The sequence below is a fragment of the Spirochaetota bacterium genome (genome assembly GCA_040756435.1).
Lineage (GTDB): Bacteria > Spirochaetota > UBA4802 > UBA4802 > UB4802 > UBA4802.
The window spans coordinates 1-20,917 of sequence record JBFLZD010000059.1 but is presented as its reverse complement, the minus strand read 5'-3'; the positions used below and the strand labels follow the sequence as shown (position 1 = coordinate 20,917).

General features: G+C 36.7%; 19 protein-coding genes. 10 read left to right on the top strand and 9 right to left on the bottom strand.

Features of this window, described 5'->3' with window-relative positions; all coding sequences use genetic code 11:
• Together AB1444_13740 and AB1444_13735 are read right to left on the bottom strand one after the other, a co-directional pair.
• Positions 1–440, bottom strand: a 440-nt coding sequence (locus tag AB1444_13740) for a hypothetical protein (protein MEW6527713.1), incomplete at its 3' end; no start/stop codon positions are given.
• A 477-nt stretch (positions 441–917) separates the two neighbouring features.
• Positions 918–1,040, bottom strand: a complete 123-nt coding sequence (locus AB1444_13735) for a hypothetical protein (protein MEW6527712.1) — start codon at positions 1,038–1,040, stop codon at positions 918–920.
• On the opposite strand from AB1444_13735, the gene AB1444_13730 reads away from it, so the two are divergent.
• Entirely contained in the window at positions 1,019–2,008 is a 990-nt protein-coding gene (locus AB1444_13730) for a hypothetical protein (GenBank protein ID MEW6527711.1), read from the top strand. The two genes, AB1444_13735 and AB1444_13730, sit on opposite strands and share 22 nt — an antisense overlap.
• Before the next feature lie 222 nt (positions 2,009–2,230).
• On the opposite strand, the gene AB1444_13725 is transcribed toward AB1444_13730, so the two are convergent.
• A complete protein-coding gene (locus tag AB1444_13725; protein MEW6527710.1) occupies positions 2,231–3,592 on the bottom strand; it encodes a delta-60 repeat domain-containing protein in 1,362 nt (453 codons plus the stop codon).
• A gap of 1,148 nt (positions 3,593–4,740) precedes the next feature.
• On the opposite strand from AB1444_13725, the gene AB1444_13720 reads away from it, so the two are divergent.
• Both AB1444_13720 and AB1444_13715 read left to right on the top strand, forming a co-directional pair.
• A complete protein-coding gene (locus tag AB1444_13720) occupies positions 4,741–5,160 on the top strand; it encodes an HAD family hydrolase (protein MEW6527709.1) in 420 nt (139 codons plus the stop codon).
• A gap of 272 nt (positions 5,161–5,432) precedes the next feature.
• Positions 5,433–7,013, top strand: coding sequence for a sulfatase-like hydrolase/transferase (locus tag AB1444_13715; protein MEW6527708.1), 1,581 nt, complete (start codon positions 5,433–5,435; stop codon positions 7,011–7,013).
• Positions 7,014–7,031: 18 nt separating this feature from the next.
• On the opposite strand, the gene AB1444_13710 is transcribed toward AB1444_13715, so the two are convergent.
• The gene (locus AB1444_13710; GenBank protein MEW6527707.1) at positions 7,032–8,663 is read right to left on the bottom strand and encodes a glycosyltransferase family 39 protein; all 1,632 of its coding nucleotides are present in this window, start codon (positions 8,661–8,663) and stop codon (positions 7,032–7,034) included.
• Positions 8,664–8,935: 272 nt separating this feature from the next.
• On the opposite strand from AB1444_13710, the gene AB1444_13705 reads away from it, so the two are divergent.
• From AB1444_13705 to AB1444_13680, 6 genes are all read left to right on the top strand, one after another.
• Entirely contained in the window at positions 8,936–9,247 is a 312-nt protein-coding gene (locus AB1444_13705) for a hypothetical protein (protein ID MEW6527706.1), read from the top strand.
• An 82-nt stretch (positions 9,248–9,329) separates the two neighbouring features.
• Positions 9,330–9,986, top strand: coding sequence for an outer membrane beta-barrel protein (locus AB1444_13700; GenBank protein ID MEW6527705.1), 657 nt, complete (start codon positions 9,330–9,332; stop codon positions 9,984–9,986).
• On the top strand, positions 9,976–10,722 hold the full coding sequence (locus tag AB1444_13695) for a hypothetical protein (protein ID MEW6527704.1): 747 nt from the start codon (positions 9,976–9,978) through the stop codon (positions 10,720–10,722). The genes AB1444_13700 and AB1444_13695 overlap by 11 nt, the downstream gene beginning before the upstream one ends.
• 11 nt (positions 10,723–10,733) lie before the next feature.
• Positions 10,734–11,414: an outer membrane beta-barrel protein gene (locus AB1444_13690; GenBank protein MEW6527703.1), complete on the top strand. Its 681-nt coding sequence runs from the start codon at positions 10,734–10,736 to the stop codon at positions 11,412–11,414.
• Between the two features lie 3 nt (positions 11,415–11,417).
• Positions 11,418–12,182, top strand: coding sequence for an A24 family peptidase (locus AB1444_13685; GenBank protein MEW6527702.1), 765 nt, complete (start codon positions 11,418–11,420; stop codon positions 12,180–12,182).
• A gap of 740 nt (positions 12,183–12,922) precedes the next feature.
• On the top strand, positions 12,923–13,522 hold the full coding sequence (locus AB1444_13680) for a transposase (protein ID MEW6527701.1): 600 nt from the start codon (positions 12,923–12,925) through the stop codon (positions 13,520–13,522).
• Positions 13,523–13,559: 37 nt separating this feature from the next.
• Here the strand turns inward: AB1444_13680 and mtnA are convergent, their stop codons facing one another.
• The 3 genes from mtnA to AB1444_13665 are packed head-to-tail and all read right to left on the bottom strand — an operon-like array spanning position 13,560 to position 16,733.
• Complete coding sequence (gene mtnA / locus AB1444_13675) at positions 13,560–14,597, bottom strand: S-methyl-5-thioribose-1-phosphate isomerase (protein ID MEW6527700.1); 1,038 nt, start codon at positions 14,595–14,597, stop codon at positions 13,560–13,562.
• A gap of 7 nt (positions 14,598–14,604) precedes the next feature.
• Positions 14,605–15,516, bottom strand: a complete 912-nt coding sequence (locus tag AB1444_13670) for a response regulator (protein MEW6527699.1) — start codon at positions 15,514–15,516, stop codon at positions 14,605–14,607.
• Positions 15,513–16,733 (bottom strand): bifunctional 3,4-dihydroxy-2-butanone-4-phosphate synthase/GTP cyclohydrolase II, encoded by a 1,221-nt coding sequence (locus AB1444_13665; GenBank protein MEW6527698.1) that lies wholly within the window; start codon positions 16,731–16,733, stop codon positions 15,513–15,515. The genes AB1444_13670 and AB1444_13665 overlap by 4 nt, the downstream gene beginning before the upstream one ends.
• 777 nt (positions 16,734–17,510) lie before the next feature.
• Here AB1444_13665 and AB1444_13660 point away from each other — a divergent pair.
• Complete coding sequence (locus tag AB1444_13660; protein MEW6527697.1) at positions 17,511–19,373, top strand: AMP-dependent synthetase/ligase; 1,863 nt, start codon at positions 17,511–17,513, stop codon at positions 19,371–19,373.
• A gap of 11 nt (positions 19,374–19,384) precedes the next feature.
• On the opposite strand, the gene AB1444_13655 is transcribed toward AB1444_13660, so the two are convergent.
• Entirely contained in the window at positions 19,385–20,395 is a 1,011-nt protein-coding gene (locus AB1444_13655; GenBank protein MEW6527696.1) for an inorganic phosphate transporter, read from the bottom strand.
• Between the two features lie 7 nt (positions 20,396–20,402).
• The coding region (locus tag AB1444_13650; protein ID MEW6527695.1) for a DUF47 family protein at positions 20,403–20,917 on the bottom strand (515 nt) is incomplete at its 5' end.

The following is a 20,917-nucleotide window of genomic DNA, read 5'->3' as shown; positions in this document are numbered from 1 at the left end:
AGGCAATGGATGCCGTTTTCACGGTGAAAATCAAAGGTATATGACCTGTTTTCATAATAACTGGGCAAGTTCTCTGGATAGTTATCGGTATTTATTTCTTTTAATCGCTCTTTGAAATACAAAAAAAATTCTTCCAGCACATTATCCACACAAAATGCAATGATATTGGCAAGCGACATCTTCCACAGCTTCTTCACATCTAAGAAAAACTCATACTCTGACTGATATAACACCAGATGTACCCTCTTCCAGGGATTGCCAGCATTACGTTTACGGTAGGCTATACGTTTAAATGCTACATACTTCTTTTTCTCATTCTTTGCTGCATACATAACCATGTATACAATAAGTGTCCTAAGCGGCACATCTAATTTTTGTGCATCTTCTTGAAGGATGGCTAAATGCTGCAAAGAAATGCATGTAGTGGTTTCAAAATCCATAGTTTCCTCCCAAAGTGTGTATAGTAGTATTATCTTTTATGTCAATACTACTTTACCGATAACTATCGCGCAAGATTTTTTTAAAATTCTTTAACGATACTTTGTATTTGATATTCAAAATTCACACAATTTAACATTATATTTTCATATCATTAAAATTAAATCCATCTCTACAAGTAAATAGAAATAATCATATATTCCGTGTGATAAAGTTAAAAAAACACATACATAGGAACACAACAATGGAATAACATCTACTGCCTGCTGTAAAGTGCAAAAGCAAACAATAAAGAGCCTTATGAGTAGTAACAATCCCTCCTTTATCTTTTTGTAATAATAAAAAATACTACCATAGTTCCCGGGTATATCATGTATCTTTTATGTATTATTGCATTCATACCGTCGTAAAGATTAACACCATACCATAAAAAAATTGTCTTGCCATGTTATTGTGTTATTACTACCCTTTAGTTAATTTTAAGTTGGTGCAGTCTGCAGTGGGCCAAATACCGGTAACAGCGCAAGCAGGTGGCTGGCTATCGTTTCATCCCGGTGATTTGTTGGAGAAAAGATAACTGATGAAACAGACACAACGCACATTTCATTTTTCCTCCGATATGCGCACATATGGTATGGCTTTGCTTGGCCTGATGGGTTTTGCGTATTTGTTATTTGTTTCTGTTCCAGTGTTTGATTTTTTTTCGTTGCTGACGGTTAATAAAAATGATTATCTTGTCCTTGCAATTTTAGCACTTGGGCTTATGCCCTTTACGCTTCTGGGATTCTACCTTTTTTATAGGCATAGCGGATATGTTATTTTGACCCAGGAGGCTATTATTTTAAAACGGTTTGGGAAAGAAAAACAAATACTTTATCGTGATATTGTTGATATTAGTTTTACCAGGTGGCATATCCCGGAGGGCATTATCCTTAAAACCAGGTCAAGTGTTCTTTCGTTTAGCACTCGCATTGGCAATTATCCTGCGCTATGGAAGATACTGCAGAAAAAAGTATCTCCCAGACCGTTAGAAGCAGATCAGGTCTCTTTTCCTTTTCACCTTTCGTTTGCCCACCGTTTCTGGCTGTCAAAAATTTTGCAGTTTGGTGCATTAATTGCTATTCTGTGCGGGATTGTGATTATCTTAAGCCGTGATGGAGAAACAAACAAGTTCAACTGGAGAATGGGGAGCTTTTTGATTTTGCTTTCGTTGGGCGTATTGATTGCAGTCATCATAAATGGATTGTCTCCAAAGCAGTTTGTACGGCTAAGGTTTACCAAACAAGATATTACAGGCTATTATATCAACGGAAAAACCAAAAATTGGCCGGTGTCAAATTTAAAACGAATCACATTCACTGAAAAACTGAGATGGTTTTCCGTTGACGGTGTTGAGGGGCTTGCACCTGACCGTTCAGTATGGCTTGAGTTTGACAGGTATCCACCATTGATCATTTCTGAAAAACGCGCCAAAGATTTTGGGTATACATCCGAACGGCTATGTGCCAATCTTAATTACCTGTATGCTCAACAGCTATCCAGAAATAGTAATGCCTCCAGGCAAAAATGAACGCTGAGTTAGCTCAACCAAAAGTCTTTATCCAAACAGCTCAATAACTACAATTCCAGGGTTGGTATAACCAAGCTATTGCAGCGTATGAGAAAGCTATTGACCTGTTTCCAGATTATGGGAGCGATAATATTTTGATTCACACTATCATGATGCATGTGCGTCCCCTGCGAGTGCGCAGGGAACGCAAGGGAATTCAATCAAAACGCGGCAGGCGAGCAATTACGGCCACAGGCGGATGAGGGCGAAAGCACCAGTATTAGTATCAGAAATTTTTGTTCTGCCAGCGACAAGTATTTTGCCATCAGATTGTATTGCAATTGCATTGCCTCTGTCGTCTGTGCTTTCAAGATCAATTTTAACTTTTCCCATTGTCCCAAATGAAGTATCAACTGTTCCATTTGCAGCATATCTGCATAATGCAAAATCATAATCTGAGGTGCCTACTGAGGTGGCGCCAGCAAAAAGAATTCTTCCTGATGCATCCAGAACGACAGAATAACCATAATCATCTCTATGTGCTTCATCAAAATGTGTTAATACCTTACCGCTGTTGCCAAAAGAATTATCAAGTAAACCATTCGTGGTATACCGTGCTATAGCAAAATCATACGAGGCTGAAGATGAGTCATTGGCATAGCCTGCAAGTATAATGTTACCATCAGATTGGATATATACTGCATTACCAGAATCAATACCTGTTCCCATATTGGTTGTAATATACCCATTAGTGTTAAAAGAAGTATCAATAGTACCATCATCTTTATAACGCATTAACAAAAATGATGAATTTGCAGAAGTTGAAGGAGCAGTGTCTCCTCCAACAACAATATATCCATTTGATTGAATAGCAAGAGATCTTGCATAATCTTTGCTATTGGAATTTATATCGGTAATAACAATTCCATTGGTGCCAAATCCTGTGTCAAGAGAACCGTCGCTATTATATCGCACTATTGCAATGTCGGCATTATAACTACCTGTTATAGTATAACCAGCTACAACAATTTTCTCATCAGACTGTATTGCCATCGCATAGGCAATGTCGGTTGAACCAGTTTGTAGATCTGTATAGACCAAGCCATCTGAATCAAATGAAGTATCTAACGATCCATTAGTGTTATATCTTGCTAAAGCAAAATTAAAATTTCCCCCCTCATTAGTATATCCAGCTACAATAATTTTACCATCAGATTGTAAAGCCATTGCATAAGCCTGATCATTACGTAAACTGCCAAAATTTGTGGTAACCTTCCCCTCTGTTCCAAAAGAAGTGTCCAAAGTTCCATCAGAATTATAGCGGACAATCGCAAAATTGTTGTTTTCCCCTGAAATATTTGCAATTCCAGCAACAAGTATTTTGCCATCAGATTGTATTGCAATTGCTTTTGCTTCATCAAGGCCGTTTTCAAAATCCGTCACCACTATCCCCCCAACGCCAAAGCTGGTGTCCAGGCTGCCCGCCGGCGGTGTTGGCTCTCCTCCTGGATCATTATTGGTGACCGATGCACCTCCTCCCCCTCCGCATGCAATAAATCCTGCTATTGCGCACATCATAATTACTGCAAAAACCTTCTTTTTCATTGGGAATTCCTCCTTTTAAATTATTATGTCATTGCATTCACCGTTACTACACACGTCATTGCGAGCGCCATACCCCACACGTCATTGCGAGGAACAAAGTGACGAAGCAATCTCGTCGTTCAAAAGGGATTGCTTCACTTCACTCCAATGACTGTTAGCAATCAGAGACCGCCACGGGTCTTACGCCCCTCGCGGTGACGACATCATACGTCATTGCGAGGAACGAAGTGACGAAGCAATCCCGTCGTGCAAAAGGGATTGCTTCACTTCGACAGGTGGTTGCTGAGCTCGTCGAAGCACTCAGTGCAAGCTCTTCGCTCGCAATGACTGATGGCAATCAGAGACCGCCACGGGGCTTGCCCCCTCGCGGTGACGACATCATACGTCATTGCGACGAACGAAGTGCCGTGGCAATCCATTTCCCTGTCATTGCGAGGAGCGCCAGCGACAAAGCAATCTCACATTACATAGTATTGGGATTGCTTCACTTCGACAAGTGGTTGCTGAGCTCGTCGAAGCACTCAGTGCAAGCGCTTCGCTCGCAATGACTTATGGCTACTCGTCATTGCGAGGAACGAAGTGACGAAGCAATCTCGTCGTGCAAAACGGATTGCTTTGTCCTGTCGAAGCCGGGACTCGCAATGACAAATGCACACAAAATCGCACGCTCGCAATGACGGCATTATTATTTCACCATGATGTATAATTAACCTACATACCGGAAGAACTGAAAACAGGCACCTCCTGAAAGCAACAATACGCCCACTATTCAGCCTGTTTGTAAAATGCGGAGGTTTTTATTTATGCAATGGTTATATATTTACAATCAGACCAAATATTATTATACAAAATATTTTTTAATTTACCACAAGTGCAACAATTTTTAGAACTATCGCAAAAAAATTTTTTATTTGCTTTTTCTATTTATTTTAATTGTCTTTTAGAGTAAGTAGCAATAAAAAGCTAATAGTTATGGGCACATCTAAAAACTGCTTTCTTCCAAAATTATTTATTATAATAGAAAGCAGTTTTATCCTATATATTATGCTCATAAGGGCACATACTAAAAAACAGTTTTTAGGAGTTCCCTTATATATGTGAAAAAAACTATCATTGTGTAATGAGCATTTTTAGCTAAGGAGCCATCTATGATTAAGCACATTGTATTTGATATGGATAACACACTGGTTGATGAATTTGGCTCCACAACAAGGCCGGGAATAATTGATTTTCTTACTAACCTAAAAAATAAAAATCTTCACCTGTATCTTTGGACCAATTCAACAAAAATACGGGCAAAAGAAATTTTATTGTATCATAAGTTGCACACCTATTTTGATAAATGTATTTACCGTGAGGATTACGACCCCTTAAACAAAGGCATTCATAAAGATATAACAAAAATTAGCGGAGAACTTTTAATTGATGACGACCCTTCTGAAATTGAATTTGTCAAAATGCTGGGCTATAAAGGCTATCTGATTAAACCTTACCGTAAAAACTCAAAATTAAAAGCTATTGATTATAATAAGGAATATGGAGAAATAATAAAGGTCATACATTATTAGCATCTGCAGAAAAGCTATATTCTATTATTTTTAAATAATATATTGAATTGAACTCATAGCATAATCCATATATGCCCCATTAAATTATAAAAATATTGTGAAAATAAAAATAAATGATAATTATAGAAGGGGAACATTTTTTTGGTATTATTGAGCATTACATAATTAGGAGCTATAATTATAAACAGCATATCAAACATATACCATGTTTTATAAAATTCAGCTTTAACAGAATATAAATAGCCTATGATGAAAGAGTAAAGATGAAAACAATGTTAAAAAAAATATTCACTCCATGTAGTTCATTTCAGAATACTAAATATGGTAATATAATTATTATATTAGTATTTTCAGTCATTTATTCGTTGGTTTTCAATGCCATTGATTTCATACGTTACCCCGTTAAATATGGCAATACAATCATAAATACTATTTTATTATTCATCCTGTCAATCCCTCTTGTTTTTTACTATTTCCTTGTAGCATCCATACATAAAAAACTTTTTACTATCATTACACTACTAACAACTTTCTTGAGTTCTATAGCACTGTATTTTATCATAGTTTATAAAGTCAGAATCTACCTGCTGGACACTTTTATTTTACTTGTTCAAACAAATCCTCATGAAGCAAGTGGTGTTATTAGTTTTGATTTAATAATAATGGTGATGTCTATTTTGCTGGTAACCACCTTATTTTTATATTATTACAATAAACTTCATAATGATGCACCATTCAGACGTATTAAAATCATCTTTATACTGCTATTAAGCCCTGTGCTTTTTTTGTTATACTTTTCCAGACCCGTTATGCCATATGCATTTTTTTACGCTATCAACATGTATAATAAATACCAGGCAATTATACATCAGCCCCGTACCAATATATCACAATTGCCATCAACATTTAACCAGGAAAAAAATGCTGATTTAACCATAGTATTTATTATAGGAGAAGCTGCACGGGCTGATCATTTTTCAATTAACGGATATCCACGAAAAACATCACCTAACATTGAAAAATTACAGGTTGTCAGTTTACCAAATATAGATTCCATTTACGGAGTTACCAATAAAGCAGTTCCGCTGATGATGACCCGAGCAACAAAAGAAAATGAAGATATTACATATAAAGAAACTTCATTTGTATCAATATTTAATAAGCACGGATTTTCTACAGCATGGATATCCAATCAGGATGTTATTGATAATAGCTACTCTAATATAGCAGCATTTGCTAATGAAGCATCAATCAAAAAGCAAATTATATGGAACAGAAACACAAAAAAAGATTACACTGTAACAAATGCACAAATTTTAGATGAGAATATGCTGCCTGAACTTGATGAACTTCTAAAAAATGAAAAGAGAAAGCTCATAGTGTTACATTGCATGGGCAGCCACTGGGAATTTCATAAACATTATCCTGATACATTCCACAAGTTTGTTCCTATATGCACAACCAGCAATGTATCGCGCTGTGATCATGATGAGTTGGTTAATAATTATGATAATTCTATACTTTATGCTGATTACATCATATCCCAGGTTATAAAAAGGGTTATCGATAAAAATGCAATAGTAATTTATTGCTCAGACCATGGAGAATTTCTTGGTGAAGATGGATACTATGGTCATATACCGGGTCTTCACAGAAAAGAAATAACAAATCCAGCCATGTTTGTATGGATGTCAGATGAATATAAAAAAAGAAATCCTGAAAAATATAATAATCTTTTGAAAAATAAAAACAAACAGCTTCCCAACTATATACTTTTTCACAGTATCTTAGATGCTGCTTCAATAAATAGTACAGCAGCAAATTATGAGCTAAGTATATTTTCTAAGATGTAACTATCTACTGTTGCAAATTTATGGGTTTGCCTTAAATGTTTCTTTAAGAGCCTTAAGTTCCCTTCCTGTTGCATAAACTATAGGAGAACCCTGAACAAATAATTTTTTCTGTTCCAGTACAGTTACATCACGCTTAATAATAAAATACATAATTCTATCACCCACCTGCAAAGTCCTGATCTTTGGAATGTTTAAAGGATTTACATTCAGGAATATCTTCCTAACTGCATTTAAACTTTTCACAGGCATATTGGGTCGTATAGATGTATAATATTGTAAATCAACACCCGTAAGTTGCAATGCTTCAGTAAGATTTTTACCCTGGGATCTCAGTTTCTGGACACTATCATATATTTCCTTATCCTTTACATAATACACATAATCAGATACTATAGGGACACCTTTATCATACGCATCGTTAAATATGGAATAATACGTAAAAAAGCGTAAAAACTTGTGTTCATTAATTCTTAACGGATTATTATAGTAGGGAGATGCTTTATCAGGCAATACACCACTTGCAGTAACTATCGCCGACAGAAAAGTAATTATACAAATAAATAATGCAAAGGCTTTTACCCGGTAACTGTCGCTTAGCATAAATGTTTTAATAACTTTACCCTTTTCCGCTATACATTGTATACTGTTTTCAATAGCTATGGCAATGACAAATAGCATAAATGGCAACGCAAAAAGAAGATGTACTTCTTTATATGCCAGTGCCGGCACAATGGGATTAATGCTTTTAACTGCAAAAAGCATTAATAAAAAGAAAATAACACCAAGGATAACAACAGATTTTATTTTTATATCTGATCTTTTCCAGACCGGATATAGCACAACAAGATATAGATAAAAAGGGATACGCCACCATAACTGTGTTTTAGTATACCGTTCAAAAAGCTGCCAGAACGATATTGGTACAAACTTTTCAAGTGTAAAATGATGGCCGGTGATGGCATGATACCGAGCCATAATATCACCGGTATAATAATAAAATATTGATGTTTCACAAAGAAATAAAATGAATAAAACAGCGCTATAGAATATTGCATGTTTCATATTTCTTTTAAACAGCAGTATAACAAGCAAGTATCCCGGCATAAGAAAAATATCCAGCTCATGGGCACAATATGCCCAGAATAATAAAAAAGCTGATAAAGTTAGATACAGGAGTTCTTTTTTATTGTCATCTTTGTATTTTAACAACAAATAAAAAGATGCTGTAACTAATGGCCCGCCAACAGCTTCAGGGACCACCTGTGTACCAAACCGAATAATATATGGACATACCATATAAAGAATTGCTGTTACCAGACCCACAAAAGGGCTTTTTATATATTTGCCAATTTTGTATATAAGGATTATATGAATAATAAAAAATAAATTTGGTATTATGAGTGAAACAGCCGGATGAGCTCCAAAAATTAATTGACTGAACCATATAGGTAAAATTAAACCAAAGCGTGCAGTCTGATGGTCAAGTTCAATATATGGAATATTATAATAAATATGCTTTGCAGCAAACCAATAATTGATGGCATCTCCACCAATATCAAACATTCTGAATGTAAAAAATTTGTAAATGACAATAAACACCACCAGTAATAACACCATCATCCTTTCATTTTTTTGTGCGATAGTATCCATGATTAACTCCTGTTTGAATAATTATAGAAATATATCAATACCACATTGTTTCACAGGACAATAGAGATAGCTCTGTAAATGTTGTATTATTTCATAAAGAATATACACCAGGTACACCATTTGATATTTTGTTCAAATTTCTCCACTTAGGAATAATTAGTGAATAATTGTCATGAATCATTACTGTATACATTTAGTTTATTGCAACTAAAAAACATTTGATTTTTCACGGTAACTATCGCACAATAGTAAAAAATTTTAAGGAGCACACCATGGATTTACTCAGGATATGGCAGGAAGCTGATATCAAGGATGTGCAAGAACATATACTAATGGCAGATGACCTTTTTGGGTTTTGCCCGGGATGTAAAACACCTGGCTTAAAATTACAGGATTTGCATACATGCCCAACATGCAAAAGGGAATTTAAATATGTTACAAGTAAAGATGCACGGGGTGGGAAAAGTGCTGAGGTGGTGATGCGGTTAAAGAAAAAGCTACCGCATTTAACTTTTGTTGATTATGACGATTATGAACGGTTATCCAGCAAAAATAAGGCTGCTGATTTATTTAAAAATATGTAACTGTCAAAAAATCTCTCTTGACATTTTTTCTTTTGGTTGTAGTATTTATTGTCGATGGTAGTATCATACAGAAGGTTAATGAATGTTTAAAAAAGCTATTATTTATATTCCATTACTGATTTTCATTGTTGGTGCAAATACATCTGCATTTGCCCAGCGTTACTTTGGGGTTGGCATTCACGTTGGCGCTCAGCATGATGTAGGTGATCTTACAACCTTTTATCCCGCTGCACAAACTGAACCACAAAATAGTGCCATTTTTGGTGTGGCTATACGTTTATCAGTACCTTTCTTTTTTATTCGCACCGGTGGCGATGCTTCCTTTACTATTAATAAAGGCAAAGTTTTAGAAGACCAGGCTACTGTGGGAGTCAATCAATATAATGTCCAATATACCATGCTTCCCCTTTATACTGGTTTGCAATTCCCCTTGCGTGACCGGGGGGCATTTTATTTAGGTGGCGGAGTATCGTATTTTTATGGCACAGGCAAAGTAACTTTATCAAATGGTTCTTCCGAAGATATAGACGCAACGGCATTTGGTGCTGGCTTTTTAGCTGGCATGCAGCTGCATGTGACAAGCTCTTTTTCACTGTATATGGAATGGATGTATGTTGATGCCCGCTCAAAGCCAGTCATTACAACCACCGGAACATATAATGCCAATAATTATAAAGACCTTTTTATAGATTACAGTGGCCACAGAATTATGATAGGTGTCATGTACTATGTTTTATAAACTTTTAATACTAGTATTATGTGCGATAGTTCCTGTAACAGCCTTTGCGCAAACTTCGCCCTTTAACCAGGCAATAAGCCTTTATGCTGGTTATATCCCTTCGTTAGGAGGCAATCTTTACTCATATGAGCAGGACAATACTTTTGGCTCTGCGACAGGAATTGATGGTATAAATAAATCGCAAACAGGATTTTCCACTGCCACCATTCACCGATTATTAGGTGCAACCGCAGGTGTAAATTTTAAAATAGTTATGTATGATTTTTTTACTGCACGAATTGGTGCAAATTACTTCAAAAGTGTGTGGGGTGGCAAAGGCAAAACCGTTTATAACGATGGTACAGACAGATTGCTTGAATGCAATTACAGCTTTGATGGATTTGATATACCGCTAACTGTTGGCATCATTATACCATTTTATAAAGATATGAAAATAACGTTTTCATGTGGTCTGGCATATGCCTGGGGACGGTATAAAAATAAATTTGAGTCAGATGCACCGCTATCATATAAAGGGCAATTCAAAGGAAGTGCTTATCCACTGGTCATCAACGCAGAAGGCGAATATTTTATTAATGAAAAGTTTGCCATATCCACTTCATTATCTTATTACCGTGGTACAACAAATGTAATCAAGGATTCAAAAACAGGGGATGGCAACACTGATTATGCACCCCTTGACTTTTCAGGATACCGTTTCCTTTTAGGCATATCATATTATTTTAAACCAATATAGCCATGATTAGAATGAAAAAAACATATCACATCACATCAATAGCATGCATCATGCTGTTGTATTTATTTTTAATGGTACAGGGTGCCTATGCAATTGGCGAATTTTCATTAGGGCTCAATGCGGGTATTACCTATGATCCTAACCATCTTGAACCAGCTATAATGCAATGGAATACTGTAGCAAAAACCACTGCTACATCAGTTGATCAGATTAGCATCCCCTATTCATTCACATGGGGCATTAACATGCGCTATCAGTTCAATTATTTTCTTTTCAGGATTGGCACACATTTTACCAGCCCCTATAGTGTACGCGGCAAAGCTGATGCAAATAAAGTAACCATTTCAACATATCAGTTTGGCCTGCCCGCTACAGTTGGCTTAATCATGCCATTAAAGCAGCGTACGTACTTTTTCCTTGGCGCAGGGATAACATATAATTATGCATACCTTGAATGGAAAGAAACAGCACCAGCTGCCAAATACCGCTTTGCTGATTCAATACCAGGATTCCATTACATGATGGGAGCTGAAGCACCCATAACATCAAAAATCACCCTTTCAGTCGAATGGATGCATCAGGAAGGACGTTCAATACCAATTAAAGACGAAATTGCAGGAACTACCAAACAAACCATATCAGTCAAAGGTGATTTTCTTCTTTTTGGTGTCAACTACTACATACCCATGTAATCTATGGACAAATCTATTATCTATCTATTTGCTTTTCTCTTTGGTGCCAGCTGGGGAAGCTTTTTATATACTTTCATCATTCGCTATACTAACGGGACGTATGCAAAAAATCCGTTTCAAGCTCTCACCTATCCATCGCATTGCCCATATTGTAAGCAAAAGATCAAACCAATGTATCTAATACCTGTTTTTGGATATTTACTCACAAAAGGCCGCTGCAGTGTATGCGGGGAACACGTTTCTTTTTTATACATGACAGCTGAAATCGCCTGTGGCTGTGTAGCTATCGCCTCCATATATTTTTTTAGTGTAGCGATAGCTACTGTAAAATTTATCCTTATTACAACAAGCATATGCATTGCCATAATTGATTTTCTCACCATGGAAATACCCGATTTTTTGGTGGGGATAATTTTTGTAACAGGTATCATTGTTTGTTTTTTAGATAGCCAGTGGTTGGCACACATACAGGGGTTAGTACTTATGGTTACAGTTTTCATTATGCCTCTTATTTTAGTCAAAGGTGGTTTTGGCGGTGGTGATGTAAAATTTGCCGGTGCAATTGGTTTTACTCTTGGTCTACAAGAAACGATAGTAGCACTGGAGATAGCTCTGGTCACTGGCGCATTGTATGGAATTGGATATGCCGTGTTTAAAAGCAAAACACTTAAAGCGCACATACCGTTTGCCCCATTTTTAACATTAGGATTTTTGATAACATTGCTATTTGGAGAAGATATTATCCATCTATATTATTCTTTGCTTTAAGTAATGCTCTGACCCCTTACAATAATTTCACCCCTTCGGGGTTTTTTAGTGAATAACAGGGTGTCATCCTGAACCATGTCCTGAATTTATTTCAGGATTGATTCAGTGCAGTCATCCTGAACTTGATTCATAATGTAATTACAATGAGTCATCTTGAACCTGATTCAGGATCTCATTGGTTGGAACAAGAGATTCCGGGTCAAGCCCGGAATGACGTATTACTTTGTCATTTCGAAGGAACGTAGTGACTGAGAAATCTTAAAGTGGGAGGCAAAGATTTCTCGCTGCGCTCGAAATGACAAAAAGAGATGACCGGAATGACGTATAGGCAACAAGTCATCCTGAACCATGTCCTGTATTTATTTCAGGATTGATTCAGTGCAGTCATCCTGAACCTGATTCAGGACCCACTCTCATTGCTCTGACACTCAAATCCCACTACCTCTCTAATAACTCTGCGTACTCTGCGTGATGCATCAGTTGGTCTCACGCAGAGACCGCAGAGATGGGGAGAGTGTGGCTCTGACCCCTTACAATAATATTCAACCCTTCGGGGTTTGCATGATGTTGTGATGGGGTTATGAAGATAGTATGCTCTGACCCCATTGTTTGCAATTTTTTTAAAATATTTTATCAAAAAGTACAAAATTTTTCCCAATTCCTTTTAATTTTTCCCACCAAAAGCGTTGTATACAGTAGAAGCGTAATTTACCCATTATAACAAAACACGGAGGAATACTATGGCACGGAAATTGCGTGTACAGCTACCAGGGTTAACCTATCACATCACTTCCCGCTGCATAGAGTGGAAATCTATGTTGCAGGAAGACTATTTTAAGGCTTGCTTTGTAGAAATACTAAATAAAGCAAAGGCTAAGTATCACTTTAAGCTTATTGCCTTCTGTATTATGGACAACCATATACACTTAGTCATTCATACAGTAGATGATGGTGCTCCCATATCCCGTATTGTGCAGTATATCAAGGCTCGGTTTGCTGAAGTTTATAATAAAATGACAGGTAGAACCGGACCATTCTGGAATGAGCGGTATAAGGATAGCATTATACAGTTTGCCAAAGATGGATTTCACTATTTGTTGTGGTTGTTGTGGTATTTGGCGTATAATCCCATACGGAGAAGGCTATGCTCTGACCCTAGAAAATACCACTATAGCAGCATACAGGCATATTTAGATAAAAATGCCGATGTAGGAGTGCCAATAGACCATCATGAGTATTTTTTAGAGTTAGGAGAAACCTTTGCCAAGAGGGTGGCTGTGTTCATGAAGTATGAGGAATATTATAAAAAGAAGTATTCCATGATACTTGGGTGGGTGTGAAAATAGGGGTCAGAGCCTATTACCACTTTACCAGTAACTATCGCACATTTACAAGAGGTGTAATCCCTGATGCAGCTGGATTTTCAATAACACCTTTTTCTGTAATAATAGCCATAATGTTTGCAGCAGGAGTTACATCAAATGCTGGATTTTTGATAAATATTCCTTCAGGAGCTATCTGCACACCCTGTATATATGCAACCTCATCAATATTTCGTTCTTCAATGATGATGCTGTTGCCATCAGGCGTATCAGGATCCAGTGTTGATATAGGGGCTGCAACGTAAAACGGTATCCCATGTGCTTTAGCCAGTATAGACATCGTATATGTTCCAATTTTATTTGCAGTATCGCCATTTGCTGCAATCCGATCTGCCCCAACAATGACACACTGTATTTCACCTTTCTTCATGAAATGACCAGCCATATTATCACAGATAAGAGTGGTGTCAATGCCATCCTTTAAAAGTTCCCATGCAGTGATACGTGCACCCTGCAAGTATGGTCTTGTTTCGCATGCATACACTTTTATTTTTTTTCCATGCTCAACAGCACTGCGAATGACTCCCAGTGCTGTACCATATCCACCGGTAGCCAGTGCTCCTGCATTACAATAGGTCATTACAGTAAAGCCATCCTCAATATATTTTTGGCCAAATTCCCCAATCATTTTATTTATTTCAATATCTTCCTGGTGAATTTTTTGAGCTTCACGCACCAGATCATTTTTACATGTATCAATGTCTTCGGCTTTTTCAATTATATTCCTCATCCTGTTAATTGCCCAGAAAAGATTAACAGCAGTTGGCCGTGTTGATGCAAAAATATGGCATACCTGCAGCATTTCAGATTTAAAATCATTAATATTGTTTATTTTACTCTTAATAGCAGCCAGTGCTATACCCATGGCTGCTGCTATACCAATAGCAGGTGCTCCTCTGACTACCATTGACCGTATTGCATCAGCTACGTCATGATAGTTTGTATAATGCCGATATACTTCCTGCACCGGTAACATGCGTTGATCCAACATTGAAACTGCTGTTTCATCCCAGCGTATAGTATAGTACATTATTCCCTCCTCACTGTATTGTCCTGTATTTTTTCATTCGTATCTGTCTTCCACCTTTTTCCCATGCAACTTCATCCATGTGTACCTGTATAATAAAAAGGCCTCGTCCACTATTTTTTAAAAAGTTTTCCGGATCCCTGGGGTCAGCTACATTGGTATAGTCAAACCCTTTGCCCTCATCTTCAATAATATATTCTACATACTCTCCAGTATAATGATAATGAATTGTTACTTTTCTTTGATTGTACTGGGGGTCCTGCAACCGCCTCTGTATTTCATCATTAAATCCTTTCATGCCCTGTTCCTCTCGCACTTCAGATGGTATTTCCAGATTTCCATGATACATAGCATTGGAAAGTGCTTCTAAAAGAGCCATGGAAATATTTTCAGCAGTTGAACGATTGCAAAATCCCGCATACGGTAGATGCTTGGTTAATTCATATGCAACAATATCCGCTATAGTTTCATCAACGGGTATGAGCAATGTTCGCTGATCATGTATAATATATTCTCCTAACCGGTTTTCCAGGCTGTGCTGCTGTTTCCTGCGTAAAATGTTTCTTACAATTGAAGCAACCTCATTGATATCAAACGGTTTGCGTATAAAATCTATTGCACCATATCGTAACGCTTTGATAGCATCTTCAATGTTACCCTGGCCGGTGATAATGAGTGTTGGGACCGGATTTTCACTTGTGTTTATATGACGCAATAATTCAATGCCATCCATTTTCCTCAGTTTAATATCGGTTATTATCAGGTCAATATCTCGCTCATCATTTTTAAGCAAAAAAAGTGCATCTTCAGCTTTACTTAAAGAGATAATATTATAGCCTAACCGGGAAAGCTTCTTCTGGAGGCTATAGCGAATTACCTCATCATCATCAACAACAACTATTGTTGGTGGCTGACCATTTTTCAAGACTTCTTTTCCTCTGAAGCTTGTAGTATCAGATGACCCATCTTATCTTTTTTTGTTTTTAAATAGTGATAGTTTTCTTTCATTGGCTGTATTTCTATTGGAACCCTTTCTACGATAGTTAGCCCATAACCTTCAAGACCAATCACCTTCTTGGGATTATTTGTCATTAAACGGATAGTTGATAATCCTAAATCAACAAGTATCTGAGCACCAATCCCGTAATCACGTAAGTCGGCCGGGAAGCCTAACTTTATATTTGCCTCAACAGTATCGTACCCCTGTTCCTGCAGATGATATGCCTTGAGCTTATTACTTAAACCTATTCCTCGCCCTTCCTGACGCATATATAACAATACACCCAAACCTTCTTTTTCAATCATGCGTAATGCCTGATGTAATTGTGATCCGCAATCACAACGATGTGAACCAAACACATCACCGGTTAAACATTCTGAATGAACACGCACCAGTACATTTTCTCTGCCATCAACATCCCCTTTTACTAAAGCAACATGTGTAGCATTATCAACTTCAGTTTCATACGCTATTATAGTAAAATCACCATATTCGGTTGGCAGATGAGCTTCTGATACCCGTCGAACTAGCCGTTCTTTATGCTGCCTGAATTTAATTAAATCTTCTATCGTACCAATTTTAAGATTATGTTTTTCGGCAAATTTATCTAAATCCGGGCGGCGCGCCATGGTACCATCATCATTTAAAATTTCGCACATCACTGCAGCAGGATAAAGGCCCGCCAGGCGGGTTAAATCAAGCGACCCTTCAGTATGACCAGCCCGTACCAGTACCCCTCCTTTTTTTGCAGCAAGAGGAAATATATGACCTGGTTTATTTAAATCCTGTGGTTTTGTACGTGGATCAATTAATACATGTACAGTTTTAGCCCTGTCATAAGCAGATATACCGGTTGTAGTCCCCTCTTTGGCATCAACTGAAACAGTAAATGCAGTACAGAATTTATCAGAATTTTCGGGCACCATCAGTGGCAATCCCAGTTCCTGCAACCTTTCCTGGGTCATTGCAATACATATAAGACCTTTGCCATGAGTTGCCATGAAATTTATTTTATCAGGTGTACAATACTGGGCTGCAACAATAAGGTCACCTTCATTTTCCCTATCTTCATTATCAACAAGGATTATCATCTTTCCATTGCGTATATCTTCAATTAGTTCGGGAATGCTGGCAGTTTTCATATATTTTCTCCTGTCATGTACACTAAAAAAATATCCTTATTATAGTCAAGAGTTTTATATTCTGACATTTTGACATTTAATGTAAAGTAATACACTGTGTATACCTCTATAATAAAAAAAATATATAAGCCCTTTGTGAAATACTATAAAGCTTCACTACTTTCGTCAGTAAAAGTTCACAGTTCTTCCTCATTTAAATATTAAAAATAATTCATGAAATAATTAACAAAAGTTTTCATATTTAGTTGACGCAAAACTATATATACAAATATACTATTCATTGCTTGAATTTCAAATATTGTATTGAGGTTTTAGGTGGGGAAGCGTATCGGTTATACGCTTCATGAAAATTGATTTTCAAATATTGTATCAAGGTTTTAGGTGGGGAAGCGTATCGGTTATACGCTTCATTACAATTTATTTTCAAATTATTATATCAAGGTTTCAGTTGGGAAGGTGTTCCAAACAAACAGTGGGTATTTCAATGACGCGAGTGCAAAGTCAGTGCAAGCTTAGCGCTTGTACTGAGCATGTCAAAGTGAAGTAATCGTAATGCCGCAGAAGACAAGATTGCTTCGTCACTTCGTTCCTCGCAATGACAGGAGGGCAAAAGTCATTGCAAAGAGATGTCTTTTGGACACCCCCCATGATAATTGATTTTCAAATATTGAAAATAGTTTAAGGTGGAGATGGCGTATTAGCATATGCTCTTGATGAACTATAATTTCAAAGAATGCATTACACTGCTGTGATATAATGCATTGTATGGGGTGTACTATGGATTTAATAGACGCAATTAAAAAGTTAGAATATACAGATAAAAATATAGCAGCAATTGAAATTCATTCTTATTTAAAACATCTCAGCAAACCTGTATTTTATGCAAAAAATTATAATAAAGACTTGCCTGATAAATTTTCACCAGTAACCGGGAAAGAATTTATAACTATCCAATATAACATTGCTTCTGCACTGTTAGATTATGGTGTTGAAAAAGGCAGTATCATAGGAATATTCAGCAGAAATAACCTGTATTATGCAGCAACTGTTTTTGCCGCTATGTCTTTGGGTGCGATAGTAACGCCAATTTATCCTACTATCTTACAGGATGAGTTGGAAGATATATTACGTGATTCCGGGTGCAGGATACTTTTTGTTGGCGATGTTGCTCAGTTTCAAAAGGGATTTGCAATATTAAATAAAATACAATCTCCACTCAGAAGATTAATCACTTATTTTGATTCACATACCAAACATGAACAACTGATTACAATTGATGAACTATTAAAATTTGGAGAAATGAAAGCCAACTACGAACAAATAAATGCGATAGTACCTGCAATAAATCCTGATGACAATGCTGCTCTTATTTATACACCCGGCACTACTGGAGAACCAAGAGGAGCATTACTTACTCATGGAAATTTTGTTTCACAGAAAGTTGTTGTCCCATTGTTTAATTTCACTGATAAAGACATTCGTTTAGCGCATCTGCCTTTTAGCCATGTATATGGCTTTTCAGCAGACCTTTTAACCAGTGCCTTTACCGGGGCTTCAATGGCAATATCAACAACATTTGAAAGCGAAGAAATATATCGCAACATGATAGAAATAAAACCAAACGTAATAGCAACAGTTCCCCGGATGTATGAAAAATTATATATTAGTACTATTCACACTATTCGGCGGTTTAACCCAATAAAAAAATTCATATATATAACAGCAATACATGTGGGTAGAGAATGCTATATAGCAAAATCTTCTGGCAATATAATTCCTAAGGGTGCTGACATAATAAACAAAATACTATCGCCTATTAAACGAAGTATCCGTAAAATGATGCACATGCAACAGGTCAGACTCCTTTTTTCTGGTGGTGCCCCATTACCGCTGGATGTAGCTTACTTTTTTGGTGGCATTGGATTGCCAATCATTGAAGGGTATGGTTTAACCGAGACATCACCTGTTGTGACAATAAATCGCATTGAAAAAAATAAACCTGGAACCGTTGGCTGCCCTATCCCTGGAGCAGAGATTAAAATTTCTGATGAGGGTGAGATTCTTATTAAAGGTCCTATGGTTTTCAAGGGCTATAACAAAATGACTCCAGAAGAAAAAGCAGAAATTTTTACACCTGATGGTTATTTTAGATCGGGAGACATAGGTATTATAGATGAAGATGGCTATTTACGAATAACCGGCAGGTTGAAAGATATTATTATTACTTCACAGGGTAAAAATATTGTTCCATTGAATATTGAAAAAAAATTTGAATCAGAACCATTGATAAATTATATTTGCGTGGTAGGTGACAGAAGAAAATACCTGTCGGCACTTATTGTTCCCAATTTTCACCTTTTACGACAGTATGCACGGGAACATGGTATTACTTACAAAACTGACGAAGAACTGGTATCCCATCCACAGGTTCAAACATTATATAAAACCAGGATAAATGAAATCTGTCAGGCATTACCACCGTATGAACAAATAAAAAAATTTACACTACTTTCGCATGACTTTTCAGTAAAAAGCGGAGAACTGACTCCTACTTTTAAATTTAGACGAAGCCAGATACATGAAAAATATAAAGATATCATTGACCTGATGTATCCAAAAAGTGACATTACACGATTGTAATTATATTTCTATCACATTAATTGTACAGCAATTACATATGTTAATGCAGATATTACTGCTGCCAGTGGTATTGTTAGTATCCATGCCCATATTATCTGGCCTGCAATACCCCATCGTACTGCCGTGAAACGTTTTAATGTACCTACTCCCATTATAGCGCCCGTTATAGTGTGGGTTGTACTCACCGGTATCCCAAAGTATGAAGTTATAACAAACAGATTAAACGCAGCGCCAAATTCAGCACAAAACCCATCAACGGGCCTTAATTTGACTACACGCTGTCCCATAGTCTTCACAATGCGCCATCCCCCAAACATGGTACCTAATGCAATTGCAGCCTGACAAGAAATGACTACCCAGAATGGTATAGCATCCTGAAATCTTTGACCCTGTGCAATATGTATCAAACCATTGCTGAATAACAAACCACCAATTATACCCATCGTTTTCTGAGCATCATTGCCTCCATGCCCCAAACTGTAAAATGCTGCTGATAGTAACTGACCCTTTCTAAATAATTTATCAACTCGTGCAGGATGTGATTTGTGAAAGACCCAATGAACAATAATTCCAAAAACAAGTCCTAATGCAAAGCCAACTATCGGCGAAACAAAAATAAAAATAACAGTTTTGAGTATACCATCAAACAACAATGCCTTGGTACCAACTTTCATAAGTGTGGCGCCTATTAACCCCCCAATGAGTGCATGTGATGAGCTTGTAGGTAAACCTAAATACCATGTAATTATATTCCACAAACATGCACCAGTTAAAGTCGCAAGTATAATTGTATTATCAATGATATTGACATCAATAATTCCACTCCCAACTGTACCAGCTACATGCAATCCAAAAACCAGAAAAGCAATGAAATTAAAAAATGCAGCCCATATAACTGCATGTCGTGGCGATAGTACCCTCGTAGAAACGATTGTTGCTATTGAATTGGCCGCATCATGAAACCCATTCAGGAAATCAAATATCAACGCAAGAACAATTAAAAACGCAATATATAAAGTCATGACTATTTTATCCTTGTTTTACAAGAATAGAAACCACAATGTTGGATATATCCTCGCATACATCTAAGACTGTTTCCATTAATTCAAAAATTTCCTTCCATTTTATAATTGTTATAGGGTCTTTTTTACTATCAAGAAGTTTCTGTATAACACTATCTCGCAACTGATCACTGATATTTTCAATTTTATTTATTTCAATACATGCATCCTGTATTTGCTGTGGTTGTCGGTGATTTCGTAAACCTTTCACTGCCTGGGATAATGAGTTAACAGAATGCTTTATTAAATTAGTAAATTCTATGACATCCTTATTTTTTCCTTTTAATCTATACAAACGCATACGTTTTGCAATTGCATATAATAAATCAACAACATCATCAAGTTCATTGGCCAGTGAATGGATATCTTCACGATCAAATGGAGTAATAAAGGTCCTGTTTAAACTATCAATAATATCATGAGCAACTGTATCAGCTTCATGTTCAATTTGTCGTAACTTTTCTATACACTCATCTTCAAAAT

What these genes read in the sequence shown, in the direction of transcription:
- AB1444_13715 (MEW6527708.1), top strand. Translation starts at nt 5,433, where the DNA reads ATGTTAAAAAAAATATTCACTCCATGTAGTTCATTTCAGAATACTAAA.
- AB1444_13710 (MEW6527707.1), bottom strand. Translation starts at nt 8,663, where the DNA reads ATGGATACTATCGCACAAAAAAATGAAAGGATGATGGTGTTATTACTG.
- AB1444_13730 (MEW6527711.1), top strand. Translation starts at nt 1,019, where the DNA reads ATGAAACAGACACAACGCACATTTCATTTTTCCTCCGATATGCGCACA.
- AB1444_13655 (MEW6527696.1), bottom strand. Translation starts at nt 20,395, where the DNA reads ATGACTTTATATATTGCGTTTTTAATTGTTCTTGCGTTGATATTTGAT.
- AB1444_13660 (MEW6527697.1), top strand. Translation starts at nt 17,511, where the DNA reads ATGGATTTAATAGACGCAATTAAAAAGTTAGAATATACAGATAAAAAT.
- AB1444_13705 (MEW6527706.1), top strand. Translation starts at nt 8,936, where the DNA reads ATGGATTTACTCAGGATATGGCAGGAAGCTGATATCAAGGATGTGCAA.
- AB1444_13725 (MEW6527710.1), bottom strand. Translation starts at nt 3,592, where the DNA reads ATGAAAAAGAAGGTTTTTGCAGTAATTATGATGTGCGCAATAGCAGGA.
- AB1444_13665 (MEW6527698.1), bottom strand. Translation starts at nt 16,733, where the DNA reads ATGAAAACTGCCAGCATTCCCGAACTAATTGAAGATATACGCAATGGA.
- AB1444_13735 (MEW6527712.1), bottom strand. Translation starts at nt 1,040, where the DNA reads ATGTGCGTTGTGTCTGTTTCATCAGTTATCTTTTCTCCAACAAATCAC.
- AB1444_13720 (MEW6527709.1), top strand. Translation starts at nt 4,741, where the DNA reads ATGATTAAGCACATTGTATTTGATATGGATAACACACTGGTTGATGAA.
- AB1444_13700 (MEW6527705.1), top strand. Translation starts at nt 9,330, where the DNA reads ATGTTTAAAAAAGCTATTATTTATATTCCATTACTGATTTTCATTGTT.
- AB1444_13685 (MEW6527702.1), top strand. Translation starts at nt 11,418, where the DNA reads ATGGACAAATCTATTATCTATCTATTTGCTTTTCTCTTTGGTGCCAGC.
- AB1444_13690 (MEW6527703.1), top strand. Translation starts at nt 10,734, where the DNA reads ATGAAAAAAACATATCACATCACATCAATAGCATGCATCATGCTGTTG.
- AB1444_13695 (MEW6527704.1), top strand. Translation starts at nt 9,976, where the DNA reads ATGTTTTATAAACTTTTAATACTAGTATTATGTGCGATAGTTCCTGTA.
- AB1444_13680 (MEW6527701.1), top strand. Translation starts at nt 12,923, where the DNA reads ATGGCACGGAAATTGCGTGTACAGCTACCAGGGTTAACCTATCACATC.